Below are 20,716 nucleotides of genomic sequence, written 5' to 3'. Positions count from 1 at the left end.
TTGATGGACATGTTTTCTCCCAAAACAGAGCGATTTGCTTTTGGCCTATTACTGTTGTTAGTGGTGTGGCTGCCAATTCCATTGGCCAGCAATCGACCTTGGGCTTGGTCGATTATGGAAGGATTGATTGCTCTGCAAAGTTTGATACTGGTTTACTGTTGGCGCCAGGCCCTTCCTTGGGGGTGGCTAAAAACCAACCGATTTTTGTTACTCGGTTTAGGGATCTTGCAGTTGGTGGCTTTGGCTCAGTTACTTCCCTTGTCTATTGATATGCTTAGCTTGTTGAGCGGTGCTGCCGCCAGCTTTCGTGAACTTGCAAGCGTTAGCGTTGAGCCGCTCAGCGAGGCACCGTTGTCACTGGATCCCAATCGGACCTTGGTTAATTTAGTGATGGGCTGCAGTTATCTCTTACTCGCGGTCAATTGTTGTTTGTTATTGAATTGTCGCGAACGCATGCAAGTGCTGATGCTAGCTTTTGTCGTGAGTGGGACCTTTCAAGCTTTTTACGGCACCATGCTCATTTTAAGTGATGTTGCGGCATCTCCAGTATTTGAGATCCCTACGGCAAGCCATGCGACGGGTTCCTTTGTGTATAAAAACCACTTTGCGAATTATCTTATTTTATGTTTGTGCATGAGTTTAAGCCTCGTCGTGTCGGAGCTGAATTCCCAACAAAGTAGCAGCTGGCAGCAGTTCTTAAAACGCATTCTTGAAGCATTCATGAGTCGTAAAATGTTGATCAGGCTCTGCATGGTGATTATGGTAATTGGTTTGGTTATGTCGCGTTCGCGGATGGGCAATAGTGCTTTTTTTGTGAGTACGATTATTGGCGCTTGTTTTGCTCTGGTTTTGTTTCGGAAGCGGCCACGTACGTTAACTGTCTTCTTTGTGAGTATCTTGTTGATCGATGTATTGATTGTGAGTTCCTTATTTGGTTTAGACAATCTAAGAGAGCGACTAAGTTCGACAGTATTGGCAGAAGAAGAGCGGGTCGCGGTGTTTGATTGGAGTTTGAACATGCTTCAAGACTTCTTTATCACGGGCAGCGGTGCCGGTAGTTTTTATGCCTTGTTTCAAAACTACGCGCCTCAGCCTTTAGCTCAATTTTACGATCATGCACACAACGACTATCTGCAGTTTAGTATTGAGTACGGTGTGTTTGCTACGGCAGTTTTAGGCGCAGCGGTGCTTTGGACTCTAATTAGATGTTTGATCGCAATCAGAAAAAGAATGGACCCACTCATGCGGGCCACAGCGTTGGGATGCATGATGGCGATTGTGGCGATGTTGATCCACATTAGTGTCGATTTTAATCTTCAGGCCCCTGCCAATGCCGCTAGTTTCATTATTGTATTATGCCTGGGAATGGTTGCAGCGACGATGCCGACAGAAGGGCATTTAAGGGATGTATAGGCGCTGTTCGCTGTTTATACAGTCGAGGAAAATGTTATGAGTCACTGGAAAACGGAGGATCAATGGTGGTAATGACTGTTATCAGTCGAGCCTCTCAGAATGGATGAACGATTTATGCTGCATTTATTACGTCGATCAGAGTGAGGCGGTTAGCCCTTAGAAATAACCGCAGCTAAGTTTGTCAATTTATTTTACATGGCTCACAAAACAGAAAAATTTATTTTAATAACGTATTGATTTTTCTGTGCAAATTATTTGGATTGTTATTTGCATGGATTTTGTAAAAGAAGTGTATTTGGTGTTGAAATCGTGACCGTAGAGCTTTTTTGAGCTTGATGCTATTTCAACAGTAAGTAAATTTGTAGTTATGCCACGCTAGTTCAAGGAGGACTTATGAGGCAAATACGGTTAACAAAATGGCTACTGATCTTAGTCTCGGCAGGGCAAATGATGGCGGCAGGACTAGCGCTTGCTGCCGATCCGCCTCAGCCTTTACCCGCACCGCCTGCTGGGCTTTCGGCACCATTTTTTCCTGCTGCGCTGAATCCTGTAGGTTTATTGACGCCACCACCGCCACCGAGTATGCCTGGTGTTGGTAGTGGTGGTGCAGGTTCTGGTGGGAGTGGTTTTGCGTCTGCTAGTTAAATGAGTCGTTGTACGCTATGAAAATAATCAAAGGCTAGCTTTCACTAGCCTTTTTTCGTCTTGCCGCCAGAGCGATAAACCCGTTCCAACTGACGGAAATAAAAATGCCAGCTGGTATCACCATCTGGCATTTTATCGTTCAATCAATGTGAATTGATTAGTCGAGTTGTGGACCCGCTGCGACTAAAGCTTTTCCTTCGGCATTATCAGTATATTTATCAAAGTTTTTGATAAAACGCTGGGCCAAATCTTCAGCTTTACTTTGCCATTGCAATGGATCCTGATAGGTATCTCGTGGATCTAAGATCTCACTATCTGCCCCCGGCAATGCTGTGGGGACTTCTAGATTGAAGATCGGCAAGATTTTAGTGGTTTGCTGTTCAATAGAACCATCGAGAATTGCATCGATGATTGCTCGTGTATCTTTAATCGAGATCCGTTTACCAGTACCGTTCCAACCGGTGTTCACCAAGTAAGCTTCTGCGCCAGCCGCTTCCATCCGTTTGACCAGTACTTCAGCATATTGGGTGGGGTGTAAAGTTAGAAACGCCGCTCCAAAACAGGCAGAGAAGGTTGGTGTTGGCTCAGTAATCCCACGTTCTGTACCCGCTAATTTGGCGGTAAAGCCAGATAGGAAATGATACTTGGTTTGTTCTGCGGTGAGTTTGGCAACTGGTGGTAGCACGCCAAATGCATCGGCAGTTAAGAAAATTACTTTTTGCGCAGGTCCGGCCTTAGATACTGGCTTCACGATATTTTCAATGTGGTAAATCGGGTAAGAAACGCGAGTATTTTCGGTTTTCGACCCATCGTCATAGTTTACGCTGCCATCATTGCGCACGGTTACGTTTTCTAACAAGGCATCCCGTTTAATCGCATGATAAATATCAGGCTCAGCTTCTTTACTCAATTTGATGGTTTTTGCGTAGCAGCCACCTTCAAAGTTAAATATGCCTTCATCGTCCCAGCCGTGCTCGTCATCCCCAATGAGTTGGCGTTTCGGATCGGTTGACAGAGTGGTTTTCCCAGTGCCTGATAGACCAAAGAAAATCGCTGTATCACCTTTTTCACCCACGTTGGCAGAGCAATGCATCGAGGCCACGCCATTAAGTGGCAAATAGTAGTTCATCATGGCGAACATGCCTTTCTTCATTTCGCCGCCGTACCAAGTACCACCAATGACTTGCATTTTTTCGGTCATATTGAAAACCGTAAAGTTCTCGGAGTTAAGACCTTGTTTTTGCCAGTTAGGATTGGTGGTTTTAGAGCCGTTCATCACTACGAAGTCTGGCTCATAATCGACCAGCTCTTCTGCGCTTGGACGAATAAACATATTGGTCACAAAGTGGGCTTGCCAAGCCACTTCTACAATGAAACGCACTTTTAAACGCGTATCGGGGTTGGCACCACAAAAGGTGTCGACCACAAACAGGCGTTTACCAGAGAGTTGGTCGGCTACTATTTTTTTGAGATCGGTCCAGACTGCCGGATCGATCGGTTTGTTATCATTTTTAGCTTGCTCAGAAGTCCACCACATACTGTCTCGGGTGGAATCATCTAACACGATGTATTTATCTTTGGGGGAACGTCCGGTAAAGATCCCGGTGTCAACCGCAACGGCTCCAGACTGAGTTACAATTCCTTTTTCGTAACCAGTTAATTCGGGTCGGGTTTCTTCTTGGTAGAGTGTTTCATAAGAAGGGTTGTAAATAATTTCCGACACGTCTTTGATGCCGTATTGCGTCAGGTTGATCACCTGATCCTTTTCTGCAACGTCTAGCATAGCAGTCTCCTGTAGGTAGAGAGGTAAGATTTATATTATATTTTTGTTAGTAATGGTTTTGATTCTAGCTCTTTAACGGGTGTAAAAAGAGAAGGGCGTCAAATTACCAGCACATTTTATTATGGTTATATTTATTGTGATCAGGAAATGCGATGAAACACGCATTCCCTTGGCCTAGTTTAGTGAAGGTTGCTTGGGTTTGTCGATAGTTTGTCTTGAGAAAAGTTTTCTATGTCGGCTTCGTTGAATTGATACTCATGCCCGCAATAGTCGCAATGCATGGAAATATGTCCACGTTCATGACAAATATCTAACAATTCTTGATGGTCTATGTTCATTAATGCAGTTTCACAGCGCTGTGTTGAGCAACTACATTTGAAACTGACTTGTTGTGGCTCATACAATCTAACTTGATGCTCATGATATAGACGGTAGAGTAATTGCTCCGCGTCCAATTCAAAGCTCTCTGCCGCCGTGGTGGTATCGCTTAAAGTGGCGATTAGTTGAAAGTGTTCCTTATCTTCTGCTTGGCTGGCTGGCAGAGCTTGTAGGAATAAGCCACTCGCGTAAGGCTGTTGTTGATGGATCCCAGTAAATAACCAAATGCGGGTATTGAGTTGTTCTGACTGCTGAAAGTAGCTTTCGATACTGGCTGCCACTCCTGCAGGATCAATATTCACGATCCCTTGGTAGCGTTCGCCTTGGGTTGGGGTAATGGTAATTACAATGTGCCCTTTACCCACCAGTTCGCTAAAGCTGATTTGAGGGTCGATGGCTCCTTTCCAATTCGCTACGCCGCGCATTTGTTGTTGTTCGGTGCCACTCACGGCAACCATGCTAACCGGGCCATCGCCTTGAATTTGCACGGTGATGTCACCTTCAAATTTTAGCGTCGCGGTCAGTAAGCAAGTTGCGGCAAGCAACTCACCTAATAAGTTTTGGATGGGGCTTGGGTAGTTTTTTTGTCCGACGATTTCTTGGTAGCTTTGCTGTAGCTGAACTAACTCACCACGCAGATTATAATCTTCGAATATATAACGGTTTAGAATGTCTTGCTTCATGTTTAGACCTGACTATTTTTGTTTAAACTGAATTATTTGACGACGCTGCTTTTTATCGGGGCGTCGTTCTGGACTAGTATTTTGTGCTAACAGCTTACGTTGTAATGTTTGTTGTTCGCGTTTCTTGAGGCTGTCCTCGGTTTCTTGATAGAGTTGTTGAGCCTGAGATGCTGGGCCGCGTTTGTCACTGACTTGTAATATTACCAGTTCAATATATTGCTGGCCTTGCCATAGACTCATGGTGGCACCAATTTCAACGTTGCGACTTGGTTTACAGCGTTGTTGGTTGTAGTGGACTTTTCCGCCCATCACCATTTCGCGAGCGAGTCCACGAGTTTTATAAAAACGAGCGGCCCACAACCATTTGTCGATGCGCGTTGCTGAGTCTTTAGATGTTTGAGGTTTCATAAAAAGTTTAGCTTGCTGGTCTATTAGTTGTTAAATTATATCAGCTTTATGGACGCTCGCTATCGCCCAGTTTAGTGCGTTATACAACATAAAAGTAATAAAAGTGCAAAACAACGCAACTTTTGTTCTTACAGCACTTGTTCTGTTGCCAAGTGTCTTTAGAATGAATAACTTCCGTGCTTGGCGGCTTACCTTGGATATTTCATAAGGAACCTGGATAATCGTATAGCGATGTCAGATGTATTATAAGAATAAATGGATATTAAATCTCTCTCAGCTCAGCTTGTTCGCTATGTTCCATCACGAAAGAGTAGTGTCGTCGTCACTGTGCTTTTGTTATGTATTGCGGCCTATCAGTTAGCCACGATTACTTGGTTGTTATTCCCTCGACAGGCGCCGTCTTTTCGCTGGGTTCCACAAGCAGTAGATACCCTTGGTAACCATCAACAAGTCGATTTGACTCGCTTGCTTAAACTGAATTTGTTTGGTGAATATCAGGCTAAAAAAGCCTCTAAAGTGATTGCTCGACCAGCTTCGACCGAAGCACCGAAGACCTCTTTAAAATTAACACTTTCCGGTTTGGTTGCGAGTAGTGACCCTGCCAAATCGCTGGCGATTATTGAAAATAAAGGTAAGCAACAAACCTATGGTTTAGATGAGTCGATCCAAGGTACGCAAGCGGTGATTAAAGAAATCCAAGTCGATCGGGTTATTTTGTTGCACCGTGGGGTTTACGAAAGTCTGTTATTAGATCCCGACAATAAAGTTGCATCTGCTCGCACTAATCTTCGCTTTAAAGCAACTGGCTCTAGTACCGCAACAGCAAAACAGCTTAAAGTGGACGTGAAAGAAGTCTTGAAAGATCCTTCTAAGTTAACTGATTACATCAGAATTTCCCCGGTGCGACGAGATGGTGCTTTAACTGGCTATCGAGTGAATCCAGGTAAAAATAAGGGAGTGTTTGAGCAAGTTGGATTAAAAGCGGGGGATTTAGCGGTTGCGCTAAATGGATTTGATCTGCGCGATAACGCGCAAGCAATGCAAGTGATGCAAGAAATGGCGGATCTCACGGATATTACGATAACCGTAGAACGAGATGGCCAGCTACAGGATATTTTCTTCAGCCTGCCGAATGAATAGTACCGGAGATATTTTTAGATGAAGTTGCAAGCGTTACGCTATATTCACCACATATTGATTGGCCTGATTGGATTAGGGCTATGCACAGTGGTGAGTGCCACCGAGTTCTCGGCTAATTTTAAAGACGCCGATATTAATGAGTTAATTACCACGGTGGGGCGTAATCTCAATAAAACCATCATTGTCGATCCTGCTGTACGCGGTAAGGTGAATGTTCGGAGTTACGATTTACTGGATGAGAAGCAGTATTATCAGTTTTTCCTCAATGTCTTAGAAGTTTATGGCTTTGCCGCTATTGATATGCCTAATGGCGTGGTGAAGGTTGTTCGCTCTAAAGATGCCAAGGCTGGGGCGATCCCTGTGGTGGACCAGGATGGTCAAGCCGCGGGTGATGAAATGGTGACTCGGGTGGTTGCTGTTAAAAATGTTTCGGTTCGAGAACTTGCCCCCTTGTTGCGCCAGCTGAATGATAACGCTGGTGGCGGTAACGTTGTGCACTATGACCCTTCCAACGTGATTATGCTAACCGGTCGCGCCGCGGTGGTGAATCGTTTAGTTGAAATTATTCGTCGGGTGGATAAAGCGGGTGATCAGGAAGTGGATATTATTCGCCTGAAATTTGCATCTGCCGGTGAGTTAGTACGCATTATTGAATCCTTGACCACCAATAAAAGTGGTAAGGGGGCAGCGGCTAGTTTATTGATTCCCAAAGTGGTTGCCGATGAGCGAACCAATAGCATTGTTGTATCTGGAGAGCCAGGCGCGCGTGCGCGGGTGGTCAGCTTAGTGAGTAAGTTAGATAGTGAACTCGAAACCTATGGCAATACTCGCGTATTTTATTTGAAGTATGCCAAAGCCTCCGACTTAGTGGATGTGCTGAAAGGGGTTAGTGAGACGGTGGCCGCCGAAGCTGCGGGGGGCAGTAAAAAGGCCTCTGCCAATAATGCTCGTGGTAATTTTTCGATTGAAGCTCACGAGGATACCAATGCCTTAGTGATCACCGCCCAACCCGATACTATGCGCACCCTCGAAGGGGTGATTAACCAGCTTGATATTCGTCGCGCGCAAGTCAATGTAGAGGCGATTATTGTAGAAGTGGCGGAAGGAGATGGCGTGAGTCTTGGGGTTCAATGGGCCACTGCTGCCGGTGGGACCCAGTTTAATAATGTAGGCATGTCTATTTCTGAGCTTGGCGCGGGTATCTATGACGCCCAACCAACTAAGGGTACCACGACTATTTCGTATGATTCTAAAGGTGACCCCGTTACGGTTACAACTGACGATACACCTGGTGATGTTTCTACTTTGGCTAGCGCCTTATCTAAGGTCACCGGGGCTGCCTTTGGTTTCTATGGCACCGATTGGGGAGTTTTACTACAAGCGGCTGCGACCGATTCTCGTTCTAATTTACTCGCGACACCATCGATCACCACCCTTGATAATCAGGAAGCCTACTTTACCGTGGGTGAAGAAGTTCCGGTGCTTACCGGTTCTGCCTCAAGTAGTGGAAATGATAATCCCTTCACTACGGTGGATCGTAAAGAGGTCGGGGTGAAATTGAAAGTCACGCCACAAATCAATGAGGGCAATGCGGTACAGCTAACCATTGAGCAAGAAGTCTCTAAGGTGCAAGGGCAAACTTCGGTGGACATCGTGTTTGCCAAACGTCAACTTTCGACCACGGTATTGGTAGACAGTGGCGATACCATTATCTTAGGGGGTCTATTAGACGACCAAATCGAAGAAAGTGAGTCGAAGGTGCCTTTGCTGGGGGATATTCCTGTATTGGGACATTTATTCCGCTCTACCAATTCCAAGAAGACCAAACGTAATCTGATGATTTTTATTCGTCCGACCATCATTCGTGATGCGGCAACCATGCAAAATATTAGCTCTCGCAAATATAGCCAAATTCGAGCGCAACAATTGTTACGTGAAGAGTTGGGTGTAGCCTTAATGCCCGAAACAAAAGTGCCGCTTTTACCTGAATTTAATTCAGTGGACGACGTTTCTCCAGAAGTTCAAGAATATATTGATTATCTAAAAGAGAAACAATTACGCGAGCAAAAGAAAGCGGGTGAAGCGAGCGGCGCAGCAACTTCAGATAGCGAAGAGTCTACGAAGGTGAGTGCTGAGTAATGGATGTAAAAGCTGAACTTAATTATGTCGAAGATGAAAAAGCCTTGGTCTCCGATACTCCGCACTTGCAGGGGATTGAGGGTTGGCAGTTACCTTATATGTTTGCCAAAAACTTCGGCGTGATGTTAGAAAAAACCGTAAGTGGTTGGCGGGTATTTCATCATTCTAAAATTGAGTTAGCTGCTTTGCAGGAAATTCGTCGGGTCTTAAAGCAAGAATTTGTCTGTGAAGCCCTATCGGACGAACAGTTTGAGCAGCATCTGACCGAAGCTTATCAGCGTGATTCTTCACAAGCTCGCCAGTTAATGGAAGATATCGGCAACGATATGGACTTTTACACCTTGGCCGAAGAATTACCCGAAAATGAAGACTTACTAGAAACCGAAGACGATGCGCCGATTATTAAACTAATTAACGCGATGTTAGGTGAGGCAATTAAGGAAGGGGCCAGTGATATTCATATTGAAACCTTCGAAACCATCTTAGTGATCCGCTTTCGTATCGATGGCGTGTTGCGTGAAATTTTGCGACCACATCGTAAGTTGGCCGCTTTATTGGTTTCACGGATCAAGGTCATGGCGCGTTTAGACATTGCCGAAAAGCGGGTGCCCCAAGATGGTCGAATCTCCTTGAGAATCGCTGGCCGAGCAGTGGATGTTAGGGTTTCAACCATGCCATCAAGCCATGGTGAACGGGTGGTATTACGACTGCTGGATAAAAATAATGCACGCCTGAATTTAGCCAATTTAGGTTTAATGGCACCACATCGAGAGATTATTAGTGAATTATTGTTAAAACCTCACGGGATCATTCTCGTGACGGGGCCAACTGGTTCGGGGAAAAGTACCACGCTGTATGCAGGTTTAAGTGAAATTAACAGTAAAGACCGTAATATCCTAACCGTAGAAGATCCCATTGAATATAATATTGAGGGCATTGGCCAAACTCAGGTGAATACTAAGGTAGATATGACCTTTGCTCGGGGGCTGCGGGCGATTTTACGTCAAGATCCCGATGTGGTGATGATTGGTGAGATCCGTGATTTAGAGACCGCGCAAATAGCAGTGCAGGCCAGCTTAACCGGCCACTTAGTGTTGTCTACTTTGCACACCAATACCGCGATTGGTTCGGTAACCCGTTTACGAGACATGGGGGTGGAACCTTTCTTATTATCTTCTAGTTTATTAGCGGTGTTAGCCCAGCGCTTGGTTCGAACGCTTTGTGTCGAATGCCGTGAAGCGCATGTGGTGAGTGAGCGAGAGCACCAGTTATTAGGCGTAGCAAAAGATGCGACCGTATATCGTCCAGTGGGTTGTGAGCATTGTAATCATACTGGCTACCGCGGTCGAACTGGGATCCATGAGTTGTTGCCGATCACTGACGAGGTACGCGATATGATCCATGCGGGTAGCAGTGAGCAGGAAATTGAAACTGCGGTTAGAGAGAGTTGCCCAAGTATTCGCCAAGATGGGGTTGCCAAAGTGCTGCAGGGGATTACTAGCTTAGAAGAAGTATTGCGGGTCACCCGCGAAGGATAGTTAGGGTTATGCCGGCATTTGAATATCAAGCCTTTAATCAGAAAGGTAAAAAAGCTAACGGAGTACATGAAGCCGATACCGCGCGTCAAGTGCGCGCTTATTTGCGTGAGCAAGGACTTACCCCCCTAAAGATCGAACAAGTCGCCGAAAAATCTACGGCTAAAGCTGCTGGATTTCGCTTCAAACGGAAAATTAGCACCAGCGATTTGGCCTTGTTGACGAGACAGTTAGCCACCTTAGTTGCGGCGGCAATGCCGATTGAGGAATCCTTGAAAGCGGTGGCGCAACAGGCTGACAAACCCAAATTAAAGAGTGTTATTTTAGGGGTTCGCTCTAAAGTTGTAGAGGGCTATAGCCTCGCCGACAGTATGGGCGATTTCCCAGAGGTCTTTGAAAAACTGTATTGCGCCATGGTGGCGGCGGGAGAAAAGTCGGGTCACCTGGATAAGGTTCTAGAAAGGTTGGCCGATTATACCGAGCAACGCCAAGCGATGCGCATGAAAACCATGCAGGCTTTAATCTACCCGGCGGTATTAACGCTGGTGTGTATATCGGTGATTGCCATCTTACTGGTTTCGGTGGTGCCTAAAGTCGTCGCGCAGTTCGAGCATATGGGGCAAACGCTGCCAGCGGCAACCCGTTTCTTAATTTATATCAGCGACTTGGTGAGAGATTACGGTTTAGTTTTTGTGATTGTTATTGTTTTGGCAATGGTCCTTTGGCAGCGGATGTTGCAGAAGGATAAAATTAGAATGAACTGGCACCATCGCTTACTGTCGATACCAGTGCTTGGTAAAGTCACTAAAGGTCTAAATACGGCGCGTTTTGCTCGAACACTGAGTATTCTTAACGCCAGCGCGGTTCCCTTACTTGAGGGGATGGGCATTGCAGGCGAAGTATTGACTAACGATTTTGCGCGTGCGCAGGTACTTGATGCTGCTGCCAAAGTACGTGAAGGAGAGAGCCTGCATCAGTCGTTAGAGGCAACGAAGCTGTTCCCGCCGATGATGTTACACATGATCGCCAGCGGTGAACGCTCCGGTGAGTTAGAAGGAATGCTGGAGCGTGCCGCTGACAACCAAGACCGTCAGTTTGAAACTCAAGTAAACATAGCTTTAGGGATATTTGAGCCCGCCTTGATCGTTAGCATGGCGGGTATCGTGCTATTTATTGTGATGGCTATCTTAATGCCAATTTTGGAACTTAATAATATGGTAGGGCTTTAGAACCTACCCGTTTTTCGGAGTAAATAGAATGCAAAAATCGATGTGCTTACCGCGAACTAGCCGAGGCTTTACTTTGCTAGAAGTCATGGTAGTGATTGTTATTTTAGGGATCTTAGCCGGCTTGATTGTCCCTAATTTATTAGGGAATAAAGAAAAGGCCGATATCCAAAAGGCGAAAACGGATATCGTGGCTCTGGAAAATGCTCTCGATATGTATCGTCTCGATAACTCCCGCTACCCGACAACGGAACAGGGCTTAGAAGCTTTGGTAAGCAAACCGACATCATCTCCGGAACCTCGTAATTACCCAGAAGATGGTTACTTACGCCGTTTACAGAAAGACCCTTGGGGCAATGAATACATTATTGTGAGTCCCGGTGAGCATGGTCGTATTGATATCTTTAGTGCTGGCTTAGATGGTGAAGAAGGGACCGAAGACGATATCGGTAACTGGGATCTCGATAAGTAATTTTGGCTGCTTCTGCTTGCAATCCTCAAACCCGCCAGCAAGGTTTTACCTTGCTGGAAGTGATCTTGGTATTGCTGCTGATGTCGATTGGTATTTATACGGTGGTGATGTCGGTGTCGGGTTCCAGTGAGCAGAAAATACTCGAACAAAAAGCCAAGCATTTGGCTGCTTTAGTGCAATATGCTCAAGAACAGGCCCTGTTAACGGGTTACGATTATGGGATCTACACTGATGTTGAGCATTACCAGTTCGTGAGAATGGAAAAGCAACGCTGGGTGGCACTGGACGATAAGATCTTTAAAAAAGAGAAATTTGAAGAGCCCTACGCCTTAGCACTGAGTTTAGAAGACGAGCAGCAGTTAAATCAGGGTTATGGTAGCGGAAAATTGGGTTTTACCGATAATCCTTTGTTTGAAGAAAACTTCATCACCGAAGACGTTGAGCAAAAAATCGTGCCACAAATATTGTTATTGAGTAGTGGTGAAGTCACGCCTTTTAGTTTGCAATTTATATTTGGCGAAAGTCCATCTACTTGGCAGGTAAAGAGTGATGATTTGGGCCAATTAAGTATTGATCGGCAGTCAAGCCAATGAAAGCGCAACGAGGGATGACGCTGCTCGAAGTGATGGTTGCGTTGGCCGTATTGGCCATCGCTGGCACAGCGGTCATGAAAAGTGCTTCAGAGAATCTGCTTAGTCTGAATTATATTCAAGATAAGACCTTCGCCCTATGGGTGGCCGACAATCAAATGGCCGAACTGAAACTCAGCGGGACCTGGCCGGGCACCTCGAGCCGAAAGGGCAACACCGAGTTTGCTGGTCAGCAATGGTATTGGCGCTCGCAAGGGGTTGCAACCAGTGATAGTGATTTTATCGCGGTAACTCTGTCGGTTTATCGCAGCGCCGAAGAAAAATCAGCGCTGGCTGAAGTCACTAGTTATTTGAGCCGCTAATGAAGCAACGTGGATTTACGCTATTAGAGATGTTGGTGGCTATCGCTATTTTTGCCATGTTATCGATAGCGGCCTATCAAGTCTTGCAAGGGGTTTTGCATAGTGATCAGATTTCGCAACGCCATGGTGAACGATTAAGGCTACTACAGCGAGCTATGTTCTTGATGCAGCGTGATTTTAGCCAAATCGCGCCGCGCTCTGTTCGGGATGAAACGGAAGAACAGCGAGCGCTGCTTGTGGTTGGTAAGTATCTGCTGGATAGCGATGATATGGGGATTGAAATGGTCAGCTTAGGCTGGCGGAACCCCTCTTCGGTGCTCAATCGCTCTCATTTGCAGCGAGTTGCATATTTGATAAAAGATCAAAAGTTAATTAAGCGTTTTTATCAATATCCCGATGTTGTTGTGGGCTACGAGCCGCGAGAAATGGTATTGCTGGACGATGTCGAGGGTTTGAGTTTTCGTTTCTATGGTTCTAAGGGGTGGAGCGAGCAGCCGCCAGAAGGGAGTCAGTTGCCCAGTGGTGTGGAAGTGACACTGCGATTGAAAGACTATGGTGAATTACGCAGGGTTTATATCACCGCAGCAGGTAGTCGAGCCGCTGTGGCGAGCAAAGCACAAGAAAATACCAATACCAATGATGGCAAGACTGGCGATAACGGTTCATCTAACGATCAATCCAGTAAGGGTGCCGAATAATGCAAGGGTTCTCTGCTCAGCGCCAGCGCGGGGTCGCATTATTAACCGTCATGCTTATTTTGGCGGTGATGGTGGTGGTGGCTGCACAGTTTAGTCAGCGCTTGCAGCTCGACCTAGCGCGAGCCAGCAACTTACAACAATCTATACGTGCTCATTGGCTATTATCGGGGGCGGAAGCGTTTGCCATTAAAGTCTTAAAACAAGATCTAAAAGATGATGATAGGGTGCATCTGGGGCAATACTGGGCCACTGAGGGAATGGTGTTCCCTGTCGAAGATTCGGTGATTAAGGGCAGTATTCATGATTTACAGGCCTGCTTTAATTTAAATGCTCTAGGGCAACCGAATAAAACGGATGGACAGCCGCCCAAGGTGGCTGCGCAATTTACCGGTTTATTAGTGGCCTTGGGCGTGGACGCTTATCTCGCTGAGCAGATCACGGATGCCACTCGGGATTGGATTGATGCGGATACAATTCCTTTGGCGCAGGGCGCCGAAGACGGTGTATATGAAGGTTTAATTCCGCCTTATTTACCGGCGAATATGCCGATGGTTGAGCGCAGCGAATTTCGAGCGGTATATGGCGTAAATGCTGCGATTTATCGCAAAGTCTCACCTTATATTTGCGCTTTGCCGCAGTCGACTTTGGCGATTAATGTGAACACAATTGCACTCGATCAACCGCAATTGCTCGAAGCGCTGTTTTACCCGGATTTAGATAACAGTAGCGCGCAACAGGTCTTGAATGACCGACCAGATGAAGGCTATCGTAGTTTAGATGAAATGATGGCACATAATGCTTTATCAGGCATTTCTCTGAGTGCGTCAGGGCTTAAGTCGTCGCTAACATTAAATTCAAATTATTTTATGGCACAACTGCAAATAGAAAATGAACAAGGACAAGCACAGATGACCAGCGTTATTCAGCGCAGTGGCAAGGCCGATCTTAAGTCGATCCGCAGAACTTACGGAGGCGCACAGTGAACGAGCAACTGTTAATCCGCTTACCCAGTAGCGACCAAGATGTCATCAACTGGATGGTTTGGTCTGATAACGAACAAGAAGTGATTGCCGCTGGAGAGCTTAGCGGAAGTGCGGCGTTGAGTTCATTACAAGAAAAAGCCGAACATCGGCGAGTCACGGTGTTGGTGCCAGCCTGTGATGTGACACAACATCATTTAATTTTGCCGAAGTCGGCGCAGCGTTCTTGGCAACAAGTCGTCCCATTTATGTTGGAAGAGCAACTCGCTCAAGATCCCGACGATTTACATATTTGTATTTTGGCTAAAGCTAAAGATGGGGTTGACGTTGCTTGTGTGAGTCAGCAGCAAATGTCGGATTGGCTGGAGATGCTGGAAGATGCGAATATCTCTAGTCAGGCGTGGCATGTGGATAGCTTTTGTTTACCTCAGCCAGAGACGGAGCAAGCCAGTGCGTTGCAGATTAATCAGCAGTGGTTATTTCGCTTTGCCGATGGGCGTGGCATGTGTATTGACCAAGCCTGGTTAAGTGTTGCTTTACCATTGTTAGTCAAAGATGACCAACAATTGCTGATTAAGCACTATAGTCCGGCACCCGATATCGAAGTTGCGGGCATTGAGTGGCAGGCCGCTTCACCAGAATTACCGATGAAGCTGTTGGCCGACGGTGCAAAAAAGGCAAGTTTCAATTTATTACAAGGCCGCTACGCTACCGAAAATCCAGTGACCAAGTTATGGGCACAGTGGAAGAAAGCTGCGATAGCCGCTGGGCTTTGTTTTGCGCTAGCGCTCACTTATCAGCTGCTTGATACCTACAATACCGAACAACAATTAGCCACTGTCGATGCCAATCTTCGTCAGGTTTATAAGAAGGTATTTCCTCAGGTCTCACGGATCCGAGATAGTCGGATCCGCAGTGACTTTCGCAAAGCTATAGCTGCACTTGATCAAGCGCCTCAGCAAGACTTTTTAATGATGATGACTCAGCTGTCATCAGCCTTCGGTAATACTGATAATTTTAAGCCATTGAGTTTGCGTTATGAGCAAAAGAAGGGCGAAATCCGTTTACAAGCCCAGGCACCATCGTTCCAAAGTTTCGAACAGTTTCGCCAAGCTTTAAAGCCCTATGCGAGCGAGCAAGGTACGTTAAGTAACAAGGCGGGTGGGGTTGTTGGAACGCTGATCATAAGGAAGGCTTTATGAAACAATGGTGGCAAAGTTTAAATAAGCGTGAGCAAAACTTAGTGATGCTGGCTAGCATCTTGTGTTTTGTCGCCGTTTTATATTGGGGTGTTTGGTCGCCGGTGGCGCAAGCAAACCAAGCTGCGAAACAGCGTTTAGCGACACAACAGCAAACCCTATTGTGGGCGCAACAGCAAGGTGCGGTGATTTTAGCGAATGGCCATACGCAAGCCAATGCTGGCACAATTAAAGTGAATCAAGCGGTCAGTAGTAGCGCCCGTCAACAGCGTATTAGCATTAGTCGAATTCAACCTAAGGGCGATAGTGAAGTTGAAGTATGGATTGAAAATGTCCCTTTTAATCAATTGTTGGGGTGGTTGAATATGCTTAGTCAACGTTACGGTGTCGTTGTTGAAAGTATCGATTTAGATGAAGGGAAGCAAGCCGGTATGGTTGGTGTGCGCCGCTTACGTTTAGGTAAGGCAGAATGAAGAAGTATTTTGGATTAGCGCTGTTATTGATTTCTGTTTATTTGGTTAGTTTGGTGGTCACCATGCCTTTGTCGGTGGTCCTCAATTATCTTCCAATTCCCAAACAAGTGGTCTTGAATCAGCCTCGCGGTTCCGTGTGGCATGGTCAGTTAGCGAGTATTAACTTACCTCAGTTGAGTTTAAAACAAGTCCATTGGCAGGTGAAACCGAGTGCCTTATTGAGTGGCCGACTCATGGCTGAGTTGAGTTTGGGGAACGATCATGAGCTCGCAGGACAGGGTTTAGTTGGGCTTGGTCTGTCGGGATGGTTTGTCAAAGATTGGCAGCTTAACGCGCCAGCAAGCTGGCTGATGCAACAGTTACCGTTGGGGCTTCCAGTTTCGGTTGACGGCGAACTTCAACTGCAATTGACAGAAGCAAGCCAAGGTAGTCCATGGTGTGAACAATTACAGGGACAGCTGCGTTGGTTGGCACCATTGATCAATTCGCCCTTAGGTGAATTACAGCTAGCAAATGCGAAGGCTGAGCTTGCTTGTAAGCAAGGACAGCCGACAATTCAGTTGAATCATCGTGACTCGCAAGTCGAACTTGAGTGGTTCGCTTCACTGACTTCCTCGAGTTGGGCTGCCGAAGGCAAAATTAAAGCCGGAGCGGAAATGCCCAGTGGTTTAAGTAACAATCTTAAATATATTGGAAGAGTCGATCCACAGGGATATTATCGGTTCAAAGAGCAAGGGCGTTTACCTCGTTAACATCGGGCCTGAGTTTACCAATTGTTGGGTGAGCGGCTGGTAATCGTCAACGGATGGGAAGTGTTTAAAAGACTTGCTCGCTTGCTGTGAATCGGGGTTGCGGATCCCTAATAGAAATTTAATGCCAAAGCGGCTGGCTTGCTCAAGCAATTTCTCATTATCATCAATAAACAGGGTGCGTTCCGGCTCGAAGGGGTGATGCTCAAGCAGTGCTTGCCATAGTTCAGGTTTTTCTTTGGGATAACCAAATTGATGCACGCTAAACTGTTGGTCCAAGTATTGATCTAAACCCGTCCCCCTCACCTTGGTGGCGAGACCATCGGGATGGCAATTGGTGAGTAAAATACGTTGTTTGCCTGCTTGTGCTAAAGCGTTTAAAAAGGGTTTTACGTTATTGCGCCATGCTATTTTATGCTCTACCTCGGTTTTAAGCTGGCGTATATCGATGTTGGTTTTGTTGCTCCAGTAATCGAAACAATACCAATCTAAGGTGCCTGCAACGGTTTCGTAATCAGCCATTAGTTGTTCACGGGCCTGTTCTATACTGAGCTTATTTTGCTGAGCAATTGCGATCGGTAGATAATGCATCCAAAAATAATTATCGTAATGGAGGTCTAGCAAAGTGCCATCCATATCCAGCAAAACGGTATCTATTTGGCTCCAGTTAAACATTCTTGTTCGCAAATCCTTGAGTGCTTCTAACAGCAATGTAACAATGATACTACGTCAATGATAGCAGGAACCGCGATGAGTAAGCATCATCCGCCCCGATTAGTAGACAGTGCCATCACTGCTGAAAGTCGTTATTTCAAAATTGAAGAATTACACCTTGAGTTTAGTAATGGCGAACACCGGACCTATGAGCGCTTGGTTGGCTCGGGGCGCGGCGCGGTCATGGTACTGCCTATCACTGAGCAAGGTGAGCTGTTATTGGTGAGTGAATACGCCGCCGGAACAGAGCGTTATGAGCTAGGCTTTGTAAAAGGCTTGATCGATCCAGGAGAGACCGCACTGGTTGCCGCCAATCGTGAGTTACAAGAAGAAGTCGGCCTGATAGCGAGTGAATTTCAGCTGCTTACCGAACTCTCGGTGGCGCCGAGTTATTTCTCCAGTCATATGTCGGTTTATGTGGCACAGGGGCTTCGTCCGAGTATTTTACCTGGCGATGAACCAGAACCGTTGCACATGATTAAAGTTTCTTTGCAAGACTTAGACAGTGTATATAGCCGTGAAGACTTTTCTGAAGCGCGTAGTGTTGCATCATTGTTGTTATTAGAAAAATGGTTGAAGAAAAATAAGGTGGATTGCTAGAGGATGTTTGAGCCTGTCAGTGTGTTATCAGAAGTGATTGAAATTGCACGTGGTGCTGGTGAGTTAATCCGTAGCATTTATGAGAAAGGTGATTATGTCAGCGAGGTGAAACAAGATAAAACACCCGTGACCTCAGCTGATTACGCAGCCCATCATTTTATTATGAATAAGCTTTCCAGCTTAACTCCAGAAATCCCCATTTTGTCTGAAGAACAGGCGAATATTCCTCTAGAAGAGCGTCAAACTTGGCAAACCTATTGGCTAGTCGACCCTTTAGATGGTACTCAGGAGTTTGTTTCTGGGAGTGGTGACTTTGCTACCGAAATTGCCTTGATCCACGATAACCAACCGGTATTGGGGGTGGTTTATGGGCCTATCGTGCAAATATTGTATGCAGCAGTCAAGGGGCATGGTGCGTTTAAAGAGCAGGCGGGTAAACGAACCAAAATCCGTAGTCGTCATTACGATAGTCCGCCCGAGCAAATCCGGGTTGCCACCAGTCGAGTGCAACGCCCTGCTTTATTGCAAGCGATTTTAAATTGTAACTATCATTACAAACTTTATCCTTTAGGTAGCGCTAGCTTAAAAAGTTGCTTGGTCGCCGAGGGCGTTGCTGATTGTTATATTCGAGTCGGCCCAACTGGCGAATGGGATACCGGCGCGCCGCAGATCATCTTAGAAGAAGCGGGTGGCGGATTGTTGGATTTACATTTACGCGACCTAAGCTATAACCAGCGCGAATCTTTAGAGAATCCTAATTTTATTTCTTTGGGTGACCGACAACTGCCGTGGCGAGATATTCTGAAAAACCCCAGCTAAGTAACATCTAAGATACATAGTTCTTATATTCGTTTTTACAATGGTTTAACCTCAGGGGAATAGCGGGTATAATTTTGCCAATAATGACAAGGATGCCTAATACTGCAGACAGTAGGCACAATGAGGAGAGATAAAGGTGAAGCTTTTGAATTGGAAAACATTGCTGGTATCACTGTGCTTAAGCATATTACCCAGTGCGTTTGCGGCTGATATGTCTGATGAAGCGATAATCGAGCGGATTAAACCTGTCGGCTCCGTTTATTTAGATGGCGAGCTTGCCGTGACTAAAGCCCCTGCTGCCGCAAGCGGTCCTCGAGATGGGGCCACTGTTTTTAATACTTATTGTACGGCTTGTCATAGCACTGGTGTTGCCGGAGCACCTAAAAAAGGTGATGCAGCCGCTTGGGAGCCTCGTATTGCTCAAGGTAACGAGACCTTATTTAACCACGCTTGGAATGGGTTTAATGGTGTGATGCCAGCCAAGGGCACTTGTGGTGATTGTAGTGAAGATGAAATTAAAGACGCGATTGCCTATTTAACCCAATAAGGCCAGCCTGTTAAGCAATAAAAAACCACCGTGAACGGTGGTTTTTTATTGCCAGAATAATTAGCGTCGTTTACGGCGTTTTTTCTTTTGTAGTTCGGCAATCATTTTCTTTTTTTCTTCTTTTTCGGCGACTAGCTTGGCCGTTTCAACTTTTTCAACTGCCACCATCGCTGGCGTTTCCAAGCTAATTCGACCGATAGTTGCATCGCGTAGTTCGTTAAGAATGATGGTGGCAACCTTCACGTAGTCGACCTGACCACCACGAACCAAACAGCCTCGGCGGCGACCAATCTCTTCCATCAAGACAATTTCTGACTCAGGTAAATCTTCAAGCTTATAACGGGCTTTTAACTGTTCGGGATAGGCTTCTAATAGATATTCGCAAGCAAAGGCTGCGACATCATCATAATCCATGGCGGTATCTTTGACCGCTCCGGTTGTTGCCAAGCGGTAGCCGCTGGCGACATTGTCGAACTTTGGCCAAAGGATCCCTGGCGTATCTGAGAGGATGATGTTGCCCTCTAGACGGATCCTTTGTTGAGCCTTGGTTACCGCCGGTTCGTTGCCGGTTTTAGCGATGGTTCGTCCCGCTAAGGCGTTAATTAAAGTCGATTTACCGACATTAGGGATCCCACAAATCATAGTATGGATTGGCTTATCAACGCCCCCTTTATTGGGTAACATACTACGACATAAGCTTAGTAATTCTTGCGTCTGATTCCCCTGAATAGTACACAAGGGAATCGCTTTCACCCCTTGCTCTTGTTCAAAGTATTGCTGCCATTGGCGGGTGATCTCGGGATCGGCTAAATCACTCTTGTTTAACACTTTGATACAGGGTTTATCACCACGTAGGGTGGCAACCAACGGGTTCTCACTGCTATAGGGGATCCGAGCATCCAATACTTCGATGATCAAATCGATATTTGGCATCACTTCTTTGATTTGTTTCTGGGCTTTGTGCATATGCCCTGGATACCATTGAATTGCCATCCTATCCCCTTACCATTTCATCAATTTGGCGCTCATTGTACTCACTCAAGCTATAAAGTGTAGTGCTTTGTGCCGATAGCTGTACCAACATGTGGCGAAAGGATAAAAGAAAATCAAGAGCAAATGTAAGCAGTTGTCACGGATGTCGGTTTATTACTGATAATTCTTAT

Annotated in this window: 22 protein-coding genes; 17 read left to right on the top strand and 5 right to left on the bottom strand. The window is 46.0% G+C overall.

Annotation, left to right across the window (positions count from 1 at the left end; all coding sequences use genetic code 11):
• Window positions 1-3 precede the first annotated feature (3 nt).
• Both ACRRS1_RS20450 and ACRRS1_RS20445 read left to right on the top strand, forming a co-directional pair.
• Window positions 4-1,413, top strand: coding sequence for an O-antigen ligase family protein (locus ACRRS1_RS20450; RefSeq protein WP_432468841.1), 1,410 nt, complete (start codon window positions 4-6; stop codon window positions 1,411-1,413).
• A gap of 393 nt (window positions 1,414-1,806) precedes the next feature.
• Entirely contained in the window at window positions 1,807-2,058 is a 252-nt protein-coding gene (locus ACRRS1_RS20445; protein ID WP_432455678.1) for a hypothetical protein, read from the top strand.
• A 157-nt stretch (window positions 2,059-2,215) separates the two neighbouring features.
• Here the strand turns inward: ACRRS1_RS20445 and pckA are convergent, their stop codons facing one another.
• From pckA to hslR, 3 genes are all read right to left on the bottom strand, one after another.
• A complete protein-coding gene (gene pckA, locus ACRRS1_RS20440) occupies window positions 2,216-3,841 on the bottom strand; it encodes a phosphoenolpyruvate carboxykinase (ATP) (protein ID WP_432460323.1) in 1,626 nt (541 codons plus the stop codon).
• 179 nt (window positions 3,842-4,020) lie between these two features.
• Window positions 4,021-4,902: an Hsp33 family molecular chaperone HslO gene (gene hslO / locus ACRRS1_RS20435; protein WP_432455680.1), complete on the bottom strand. Its 882-nt coding sequence runs from the start codon at window positions 4,900-4,902 to the stop codon at window positions 4,021-4,023.
• A gap of 12 nt (window positions 4,903-4,914) precedes the next feature.
• Complete coding sequence (gene hslR, locus ACRRS1_RS20430) at window positions 4,915-5,310, bottom strand: ribosome-associated heat shock protein Hsp15 (RefSeq protein ID WP_432455681.1); 396 nt, start codon at window positions 5,308-5,310, stop codon at window positions 4,915-4,917.
• A gap of 255 nt (window positions 5,311-5,565) precedes the next feature.
• On the opposite strand from hslR, the gene gspC reads away from it, so the two are divergent.
• Genes gspC through ACRRS1_RS20370 form a run of 12 tightly spaced genes read left to right on the top strand, consistent with a single transcriptional unit; the run spans window position 5,566 to window position 16,876 of the window.
• On the top strand, window positions 5,566-6,450 hold the full coding sequence (gene gspC, locus ACRRS1_RS20425; RefSeq protein ID WP_432460322.1) for a type II secretion system protein GspC: 885 nt from the start codon (window positions 5,566-5,568) through the stop codon (window positions 6,448-6,450).
• Between the two features lie 18 nt (window positions 6,451-6,468).
• On the top strand, window positions 6,469-8,589 hold the full coding sequence (gene gspD, locus ACRRS1_RS20420) for a type II secretion system secretin GspD (protein WP_432468842.1): 2,121 nt from the start codon (window positions 6,469-6,471) through the stop codon (window positions 8,587-8,589).
• Window positions 8,589-10,127, top strand: coding sequence for a type II secretion system ATPase GspE (gspE, locus tag ACRRS1_RS20415; protein ID WP_432463931.1), 1,539 nt, complete (start codon window positions 8,589-8,591; stop codon window positions 10,125-10,127). The genes gspD and gspE overlap by 1 nt, the downstream gene beginning before the upstream one ends.
• Window positions 10,128-10,135: 8 nt before the next feature.
• The gene (gspF, locus tag ACRRS1_RS20410; RefSeq protein ID WP_432455685.1) at window positions 10,136-11,353 is read left to right on the top strand and encodes a type II secretion system inner membrane protein GspF; all 1,218 of its coding nucleotides are present in this window, start codon (window positions 10,136-10,138) and stop codon (window positions 11,351-11,353) included.
• Window positions 11,354-11,381: 28 nt separating this feature from the next.
• On the top strand, window positions 11,382-11,822 hold the full coding sequence (gspG, locus tag ACRRS1_RS20405) for a type II secretion system major pseudopilin GspG (RefSeq protein WP_432455686.1): 441 nt from the start codon (window positions 11,382-11,384) through the stop codon (window positions 11,820-11,822).
• A 2-nt stretch (window positions 11,823-11,824) separates the two neighbouring features.
• Window positions 11,825-12,415, top strand: coding sequence for a type II secretion system minor pseudopilin GspH (gene gspH / locus ACRRS1_RS20400; protein WP_432468843.1), 591 nt, complete (start codon window positions 11,825-11,827; stop codon window positions 12,413-12,415).
• Window positions 12,412-12,774 carry a type II secretion system minor pseudopilin GspI gene (gspI, locus tag ACRRS1_RS20395; protein ID WP_432455688.1) on the top strand — a complete coding sequence of 121 codons (363 nt, stop codon included), beginning with the start codon at window positions 12,412-12,414 and terminating at the stop codon, window positions 12,772-12,774. The genes gspH and gspI overlap by 4 nt, the downstream gene beginning before the upstream one ends.
• Window positions 12,774-13,472 (top strand): type II secretion system minor pseudopilin GspJ, encoded by a 699-nt coding sequence (gene gspJ / locus ACRRS1_RS20390; RefSeq protein WP_432460319.1) that lies wholly within the window; start codon window positions 12,774-12,776, stop codon window positions 13,470-13,472. Before gspI ends, gspJ begins: the two co-directional genes overlap by 1 nt.
• Window positions 13,472-14,455 (top strand): type II secretion system minor pseudopilin GspK, encoded by a 984-nt coding sequence (gene gspK / locus ACRRS1_RS20385; protein ID WP_432460318.1) that lies wholly within the window; start codon window positions 13,472-13,474, stop codon window positions 14,453-14,455. The genes gspJ and gspK overlap by 1 nt, the downstream gene beginning before the upstream one ends.
• Entirely contained in the window at window positions 14,452-15,654 is a 1,203-nt protein-coding gene (gene gspL, locus ACRRS1_RS20380; RefSeq protein WP_432460317.1) for a type II secretion system protein GspL, read from the top strand. Before gspK ends, gspL begins: the two co-directional genes overlap by 4 nt.
• Window positions 15,651-16,124, top strand: a complete 474-nt coding sequence (locus ACRRS1_RS20375) for a type II secretion system protein M (RefSeq protein WP_432460316.1) — start codon at window positions 15,651-15,653, stop codon at window positions 16,122-16,124. The genes gspL and ACRRS1_RS20375 overlap by 4 nt, the downstream gene beginning before the upstream one ends.
• Window positions 16,121-16,876: a type II secretion system protein N gene (locus ACRRS1_RS20370; protein ID WP_432468844.1), complete on the top strand. Its 756-nt coding sequence runs from the start codon at window positions 16,121-16,123 to the stop codon at window positions 16,874-16,876. Before ACRRS1_RS20375 ends, ACRRS1_RS20370 begins: the two co-directional genes overlap by 4 nt.
• On the opposite strand, the gene yrfG is transcribed toward ACRRS1_RS20370, so the two are convergent.
• On the bottom strand, window positions 16,865-17,548 hold the full coding sequence (gene yrfG, locus ACRRS1_RS20365; RefSeq protein WP_432468845.1) for a GMP/IMP nucleotidase: 684 nt from the start codon (window positions 17,546-17,548) through the stop codon (window positions 16,865-16,867). The genes ACRRS1_RS20370 and yrfG overlap by 12 nt on opposite strands.
• Before the next feature lie 75 nt (window positions 17,549-17,623).
• On the opposite strand from yrfG, the gene nudE reads away from it, so the two are divergent.
• The 3 genes from nudE (at window position 17,624) to ACRRS1_RS20350 (ending at window position 19,553) form a co-directional block, all read left to right on the top strand.
• On the top strand, window positions 17,624-18,187 hold the full coding sequence (gene nudE / locus ACRRS1_RS20360) for an ADP compounds hydrolase NudE (RefSeq protein WP_432468846.1): 564 nt from the start codon (window positions 17,624-17,626) through the stop codon (window positions 18,185-18,187).
• Between the two features lie 3 nt (window positions 18,188-18,190).
• Window positions 18,191-19,006 (top strand): 3'(2'),5'-bisphosphate nucleotidase CysQ, encoded by an 816-nt coding sequence (gene cysQ, locus ACRRS1_RS20355; protein ID WP_432455696.1) that lies wholly within the window; start codon window positions 18,191-18,193, stop codon window positions 19,004-19,006.
• Window positions 19,007-19,142: 136 nt separating this feature from the next.
• Entirely contained in the window at window positions 19,143-19,553 is a 411-nt protein-coding gene (locus ACRRS1_RS20350) for a c-type cytochrome (protein WP_432455697.1), read from the top strand.
• Between the two features lie 60 nt (window positions 19,554-19,613).
• On the opposite strand, the gene ylqF is transcribed toward ACRRS1_RS20350, so the two are convergent.
• Window positions 19,614-20,546, bottom strand: a complete 933-nt coding sequence (gene ylqF / locus ACRRS1_RS20345) for a ribosome biogenesis GTPase YlqF (RefSeq protein ID WP_432455698.1) — start codon at window positions 20,544-20,546, stop codon at window positions 19,614-19,616.
• Window positions 20,547-20,716: the final 170 nt, after the last annotated feature.

Source organism: Agarivorans sp. Z349TD_8 (genome assembly GCF_050870825.2).
Lineage (GTDB): Bacteria > Pseudomonadota > Gammaproteobacteria > Enterobacterales > Celerinatantimonadaceae > Agarivorans.
This window is presented reverse-complemented; position numbering and strand designations above follow the sequence as displayed.

Coding starts and splice junctions, on each gene's coding strand:
- ACRRS1_RS20450 (WP_432468841.1), top strand. CDS start 4: ATGGACATGTTTTCTCCCAAAACAGAGCGATTTGCTTTTGGCCTATTA.
- ACRRS1_RS20445 (WP_432455678.1), top strand. CDS start 1,807: ATGAGGCAAATACGGTTAACAAAATGGCTACTGATCTTAGTCTCGGCA.
- pckA (WP_432460323.1), bottom strand. CDS start 3,841: ATGCTAGACGTTGCAGAAAAGGATCAGGTGATCAACCTGACGCAATAC.
- hslO (WP_432455680.1), bottom strand. CDS start 4,902: ATGAAGCAAGACATTCTAAACCGTTATATATTCGAAGATTATAATCTG.
- hslR (WP_432455681.1), bottom strand. CDS start 5,310: ATGAAACCTCAAACATCTAAAGACTCAGCAACGCGCATCGACAAATGG.
- gspC (WP_432460322.1), top strand. CDS start 5,566: ATGGATATTAAATCTCTCTCAGCTCAGCTTGTTCGCTATGTTCCATCA.
- gspD (WP_432468842.1), top strand. CDS start 6,469: ATGAAGTTGCAAGCGTTACGCTATATTCACCACATATTGATTGGCCTG.
- gspE (WP_432463931.1), top strand. CDS start 8,589: ATGGATGTAAAAGCTGAACTTAATTATGTCGAAGATGAAAAAGCCTTG.
- gspF (WP_432455685.1), top strand. CDS start 10,136: ATGCCGGCATTTGAATATCAAGCCTTTAATCAGAAAGGTAAAAAAGCT.
- gspG (WP_432455686.1), top strand. CDS start 11,382: ATGCAAAAATCGATGTGCTTACCGCGAACTAGCCGAGGCTTTACTTTG.
- gspI (WP_432455688.1), top strand. CDS start 12,412: ATGAAAGCGCAACGAGGGATGACGCTGCTCGAAGTGATGGTTGCGTTG.
- gspJ (WP_432460319.1), top strand. CDS start 12,774: ATGAAGCAACGTGGATTTACGCTATTAGAGATGTTGGTGGCTATCGCT.
- gspK (WP_432460318.1), top strand. CDS start 13,472: ATGCAAGGGTTCTCTGCTCAGCGCCAGCGCGGGGTCGCATTATTAACC.
- ACRRS1_RS20375 (WP_432460316.1), top strand. CDS start 15,651: ATGAAACAATGGTGGCAAAGTTTAAATAAGCGTGAGCAAAACTTAGTG.
- ACRRS1_RS20370 (WP_432468844.1), top strand. CDS start 16,121: ATGAAGAAGTATTTTGGATTAGCGCTGTTATTGATTTCTGTTTATTTG.
- yrfG (WP_432468845.1), bottom strand. CDS start 17,548: ATGTTTAACTGGAGCCAAATAGATACCGTTTTGCTGGATATGGATGGC.
- nudE (WP_432468846.1), top strand. CDS start 17,624: ATGAGTAAGCATCATCCGCCCCGATTAGTAGACAGTGCCATCACTGCT.
- cysQ (WP_432455696.1), top strand. CDS start 18,191: ATGTTTGAGCCTGTCAGTGTGTTATCAGAAGTGATTGAAATTGCACGT.
- ylqF (WP_432455698.1), bottom strand. CDS start 20,546: ATGGCAATTCAATGGTATCCAGGGCATATGCACAAAGCCCAGAAACAA.